This is a genomic window from Anaerotignum faecicola, from assembly GCF_003865035.1.
GTDB lineage: Bacteria > Bacillota > Clostridia > Lachnospirales > Anaerotignaceae > Anaerotignum_A > Anaerotignum_A faecicola.
The window spans coordinates 1-6,093 of sequence record NZ_BHVZ01000007.1; the positions used below are offsets into that span (position 1 = coordinate 1).

Annotated in this window: 5 tRNA genes and 3 rRNA genes; all 8 read right to left on the minus strand. The window is 48.8% G+C overall.

What is annotated here, in order from left to right:
* Positions 1 to 156: 156 nt before the first annotated feature.
* Positions 157 to 229, minus strand: a tRNA-Val gene (locus EJE48_RS08610).
* Positions 230 to 235: 6 nt separating this feature from the next.
* Positions 236 to 309: transfer RNA gene (locus EJE48_RS08615), tRNA-Asp, on the minus strand.
* Between the two features lie 37 nt (positions 310 to 346).
* Positions 347 to 422 (minus strand) — tRNA-Trp (locus tag EJE48_RS08620).
* Between the two features lie 78 nt (positions 423 to 500).
* A 23S ribosomal RNA gene (locus EJE48_RS08625) occupies positions 501 to 3,396 on the minus strand.
* A gap of 158 nt (positions 3,397 to 3,554) precedes the next feature.
* Positions 3,555 to 3,627 (minus strand) — tRNA-Ala (locus EJE48_RS08630).
* Between the two features lie 13 nt (positions 3,628 to 3,640).
* A tRNA-Ile gene (locus tag EJE48_RS08635) sits at positions 3,641 to 3,714 on the minus strand.
* A 6-nt stretch (positions 3,715 to 3,720) separates the two neighbouring features.
* Positions 3,721 to 3,838, minus strand: a 5S ribosomal RNA gene (gene rrf / locus EJE48_RS08640).
* A gap of 231 nt (positions 3,839 to 4,069) precedes the next feature.
* Positions 4,070 to 5,604: ribosomal RNA gene (locus EJE48_RS08645) — 16S ribosomal RNA — on the minus strand.
* Together the 16S, 23S and 5S rRNA genes with 5 tRNA genes alongside form the textbook arrangement of a ribosomal RNA operon.
* Between the last annotated feature and the right edge of the window lie 489 nt (positions 5,605 to 6,093).

Consider the following 6,093-nt stretch of genomic DNA (forward strand, 5'->3'; position numbering starts at 1 on the left):
TCCTCAATTCCTCGTCATATCCAAAATACATACAGGTTTCGCAATTTGACTGCATAGAATTTCCCCCGTTCCTCTTTCTGTATTTTTCCTCGCTGTTCGCAATAAAAAGACCCTCACCGCATTTCGCAGGAGGGATACTTTTTTGCATAAAAAAAGTGGAAGTTACAGGGCTCGAACCTGTGACCCTCTGCTTGTAAGGCAGATGCTCTCCCAGCTGAGCTAAACTTCCACAAAACGACTCAGATGGGGCTCGAACCCACGACCTCCGGCGTGACAGGCCGGCGCTCTAACCAACTGAGCTACTGAGCCATATTAAAAATAGCGAATCGTTTTTCTTTTAAAAAAATGGCAGGGGCAGAAGGATTCGAACCCTCGACATTTGGTTTTGGAGACCAACGCTCTACCAGCTGAACTATACCCCTGTATAACGGCCTCCCACTTGGGTGGGATTACACCTTCAAAACTGAATACAAACTTAGCAATCCTTGAGTAATCTTTTTTTGGTCAAGCCCTCGATCTATTAGTATTGGTCAGCTGAACATGTTACCATGCTTACACCTCCAACCTATCAACCTCATTATCTTTAAGGGATCTTACTTCCGAAGAATGGGAAATCTTATCTTGAGGGCGGCTTCACGCTTAGATGCCTTCAGCGTTTATCCGTTCCATACATAGCTACCCGGCTGTGCAGTTGGTCTGCAACCGGTACACCAGAGGTACGTCCATCCCGGTCCTCTCGTACTAAGGACAGCTCCTCTCAAATTTCCTGCGCCCACAACGGATAGGGACCGAACTGTCTCACGACGTTCTGAACCCAGCTCGCGTACCGCTTTAATGGGCGAACAGCCCAACCCTTGGGACCTACTTCAGCCCCAGGATGCGATGAGCCGACATCGAGGTGCCAAACCTCCCCGTCGATGTGAACTCTTGGGGGAGATAAGCCTGTTATCCCCAGGGTAGCTTTTATCCGTTGAGCGATGGCATTCCCACTTATTACCACCGGATCACTAAGTCCTACTTTCGTACCTGCTCGAGCCGTCGCTCTCGCAGTCAAGCCACCTTTTGCCTTTACACTCTTTGAATGGTTTCCAATCATTCTGAGGTGACCTTCGAGCGCCTCCGTTACCTTTTAGGAGGCGACCGCCCCAGTCAAACTGCCCGCCTGACATTGTCCCTCACCCGGATTACGGATGCAGGTTAGAAATTCAATGACATAAGAGTGGTATCCCACCGGCGGCTCCACGAAAACTAGCGTTCTCGCTTCTTAGCCTCCCACCTATCCTGTACATATATCATCGAATCCCAGTATCAGGCTGCAGTAAAGCTCCATGGGGTCTTTCCGTCCTGTTGCGGGTAACCAGTATCTTCACTGGTTCTTCAATTTCACCGGGCGTGTTGTCGAGACAGTGCACAAATCATTACGCCTTTCGTGCGGGTCAGAACTTACCTGACAAGGAATTTCGCTACCTTAGGACCGTTATAGTTACGGCCGCCGTTTACTGGGGCTTGAATTCAAAGCTTCGCTTGCGCTGACCTCTCCTTTTAACCTTCCAGCACCGGGCAGGCGTCAGCCCATATACTTCACCTTACGGTTTCGCATAGACCTATGTTTTTGCTAAACAGTTGCTTGTGCCTCTTTTCTGCGGCCTCTTGCGAGGCTCCCCTTATCCCGAAGTTACGGGGTCATTTTGCCGAGTTCCTTAACAACACTTCTCCCGTCGGCCTGTGGATTTTCTCCTCATCTACCTGTGTCGGTTTACGGTACGGGTACACATAACGCAATAGCGGCTTTTCTCGGCAGTGTGGATTCGGAAACTTCCTTACTTTTTTTCAGTCCTCATCACGTTTCACTTACAGGAGACGGATTTGCCTATCTCCCACAGCTTTACGCTTGACCGGGTCTTTCCATTCCCCGGTTTCCCTATCCTCCTGCGTCCCCACAGTTCTGATTATGTGTAGTACAGGAATATCAACCTGTTATCCATCGACTACGACTTTCGTCCTCGCCTTAGGCCCCGACTAACCCTGGGAAGATTAGCTTTACCCAGGAATCCTTAGATATTCGGCCTACATGTTTCTCACATGTATCTCGCTACTCATTCCGGCATTCTCTCTCCTGTTTCGTCCACCATCGCTCTCACTTTGGCTTCGTCCTTGCAGGATGCTCCTCTACCACTCCTTACTTTGTAAGGAATCCGTAGCTTCGGTGTCGTGTTTTAGCCCCGTTACATTTTCGGCGCAGGTTTTCTCGACTAGTGAGCTATTACGCACTCTTTAAATGTATGGCTGCTTCTAAGCCAACATCCTAGTTGTCTATGAAATCCCACATCCTTTTCCACTTAACACGTACTTTGGGACCTTAGCTGTCGGTCTGGGCTCTTTCCCTTTTGTCCACGCGACTTATCTCACGCAGACTGACTCCCGAGGGTATCTTGACGGCATTCTTAGTTTGATATGAGTTGGTAACCTTTTTGGGCCCCGCGTCAGTTCAGTGCTTTACCTCCGTTAGACTCCAGCTCGAGGCTAGCCCTAAAGCTATTTCGAGGAGAACCAGCTATCTCCGAGTTCGATTGGAATTTCTCCGCTATCCACACCTCATCACCACGTTTTTCAACACATGTGTGTTCGGTCCTCCAAAACCTTTTACGGTTCCTTCAACCTGGACATGGATAGGTCACCCGGTTTCGGGTCTACTAATACCAACTCTACGCCCTATTCAGACTTGGTTTCCCTTCGGCTCCGTGGCTTCTGACCACTTAACCTCGCTGGCATTAGTAACTCGCCGGACCGTTCTACAAAAAGTACGCCATCAGACTTGCGTCCTTTGACTGTTTGTAAGCACAAGGTTTCAGGTTCTCTTTCACTCCCCTCCCGGGGTCCTTTTCACCTTTCCTTCACAGTACTGCTTCACTATCGGTCACTAGGGAGTATTTAGGCTTGGGGGGTGGTCCCCCCGGCTTCCCACAAGGTTTCTCGTGTCTCGTGGTACTCTGGATCCTGCTCGCTGCTTCAAGATTTCGTCTACCGGGCTTTCACCGTCTACGGCTGGCTTTCCCAAAACCATTCGTCTATCTCTCAGCAATGCTAATTGCAGTCCGCAACCCCGAAGAACCAGGTCCTTCGGTTTGGCCTCTTTCCCGTTCGCTCGCCGCTACTTAGGAAATCGAGTTTTCTTTCTCCTCCTACTGCTACTTAGATGTTTCAGTTCACAGCGTTCCCTTCCATACGCTATGGATTCACGCATGGATACTTGAGGTTTGCTCAAGTAGGTTTCCCCATTCAGATATCTCCGGATCGATGGCTGTTTGCGCCTCCCCGAAGCTTTTCGCAGCTTACCACGTCTTTCATCGGCTCCTAGTGCCAAGGCATTCTCCTTGTGCTCTTTCTTGCTTGACCAGTTTAATATAATAGCTATTTCTCTGGAATGTTTCGTTGTAGCGATACAACTTTTGTTACATTTGAAAATAGAAAATTTTGTTTTCTCGATTGACTCTATTTTTGCTTTACTTGTATTCAGTTTTCAAGGTGCATCCCGACTTCTTTAAGCCGGTAAGTGGAGATAACGAGATTCGAACTCGTGACCCCCTGCTTGCAAGGCAGGTGCTCTCCCAGCTGAGCTATATCCCCAGACCACACAAAATGGGCTCAAGTGGACTCGAACCACCGACCTCACGCTTATCAGGCGTGCGCTCTAACCAGCTGAGCTATGAGCCCATAGGACTTCGGCGACCATCTACTCTCCCAGGCAGCTGCCCACCAAGTACCATCGACCGCTTGGGTCTTAACCGTCGTGTTCGGAATGGGAACGGGTGTGTCCCCCAAGCGCATCATCACCGAAGATGTTTTGTGTGTTTCCTATTTTGTTTGAAGGTTTGATCCTTCAAAACCGAACAATGAATATCTTTCACAACCTTGCGTTGAAAAATGTTTACGAAAACCATTCGTAATGCTTCGCATTACTCATGTATTTGCTCCGCAAACCTACCTAAAACCTCTTTGTCAGCCTGTCTTGCAAGCAATCCATTCTGACAAAAGCTTTTATGCAGCTTTTCTCCGCTTTTCTCCATAGAAAGGAGGTGATCCAGCCGCACCTTCCGATACGGCTACCTTGTTACGACTTCACCCCAGTCACTGGCTTCACCTTCGGCGGCTCCTTCCTTACGGTTAGGTCACCGACTTCGGGTGCTTCCAACTCCCATGGTGTGACGGGCGGTGTGTACAAGGCCCGGGAACGTATTCACCGCGACATTCTGATTCGCGATTACTAGCGATTCCAGCTTCATGTAGTCGAGTTGCAGACTACAATCCGAACTGGGACTGGGTTTTTGTGATTTGCTTAACGTCGCCGTCTCGCTTCACTCTGTTACCAGCCATTGTAGCACGTGTGTAGCCCAAGACATAAGGGGCATGATGATTTGACGTCATCCCCACCTTCCTCCGTGTTATCCACGGCAGTCTCCCTAGAGTGCCCAACTCAATGATGGCTACTAAGGATAAGGGTTGCGCTCGTTGCGGGACTTAACCCAACATCTCACGACACGAGCTGACGACAACCATGCACCACCTGTCACCGATGCTCCGAAGAGAAGCTCTATCTCTAGAGCGGTCATCGGGATGTCAAGCCTTGGTAAGGTTCTTCGCGTTGCTTCGAATTAAACCACATGCTCCACCGCTTGTGCGGGCCCCCGTCAATTCCTTTGAGTTTCAACCTTGCGGTCGTACTCCCCAGGTGGAGTGCTTATTGCGTTAGCTGCGGCACCGAGGATTCCTCCCCGACACCTAGCACTCATCGTTTACGGCGTGGACTACCAGGGTATCTAATCCTGTTTGCTCCCCACGCTTTCGAGCCTCAGCGTCAGTTTCAGTCCAGAAAGCCGCCTTCGCCACTGGTGTTCTTCCTAATATCTACGCATTTCACCGCTACACTAGGAATTCCGCTTTCCTCTCCTGTACTCTAGCTCGCCAGTTCCAAATGCAATCCACGAGGTTAAGCCTCGGGCTTTCACATCTGGCTCGGCGTGCCGCCTACGCTCCCTTTACACCCAGTAATTCCGGATAACGCTTGCCCCCTACGTATTACCGCGGCTGCTGGCACGTAGTTAGCCGGGGCTTCTTATTTAGGTACCGTCACTTTCTTCGTCCCTATTGATAGAAGTTTACGATCCGAAAACCTTCATCCTTCACGCGGCGTTGCTGCATCAGGGTTTCCCCCATTGTGCAATATTCCCCACTGCTGCCTCCCGTAGGAGTTTGGGCCGTGTCTCAGTCCCAATGTGGCCGATCACCCTCTCAGGTCGGCTACTGATCGTCGCCTTGGTGGGCTGTTATCTCACCAACTAGCTAATCAGATGCGGGCCCATCCTATACCGAATTACTCCTTTTCTTACAGAAGGATGCCCTTCCGTAATGACATGCGGTATTAGTCACCGTTTCCAGTGATTATTCCCCAGTATAGGGCAGGTTGCCCACACGTTACTCACCCGTCCGCCACTAAGATAAATAAAAATCCTGCCGAAGCTCTCATTTTAAGTATCTTCGTTCGACTTGCATGTGTTAAGCACGCCGCCAGCGTTCATCCTGAGCCAGGATCAAACTCTTATGTTAAAGTTTTGTTCCTAGCCAGTTTTTCTGGCTAACTCCGGTTTTCTAAACCGGCAAAATTTGTCTTTTTAGCATTCGTTTCCGTTTGCTTGAATTGACTATGGGTTGTGTTTATTCATATCCATTGTTCAGTTTTCAAGGATCAATCTGCTTTTCAGCAGCGAAGATTATTTTATCAAATCTTCATTCTCTTGTCAAGCACTTTTTTATTTTTATTTTGTGCTTTTTACTGATATTTCACATCAGCAGAAATTAGTATATCAGGTTCGCGTCCGCTTGTCAATGTTTTTATTTAAAAACTTTTCAATCTTCTGCGATTTCTGTGATTCGATTTTCTCAGTTTGCTCCGCCGTTTTCGCGGGAACATTTATATATTATACACGCTTGCCGAAAATGTCAACACCTTTTTTCACTTTTTCTCTTTTTCTTTTCAACCCCCTGATTTTCCGCAATTTCACCGATTCGAACCCCTCATTTCCCTCTGCTTCTTCT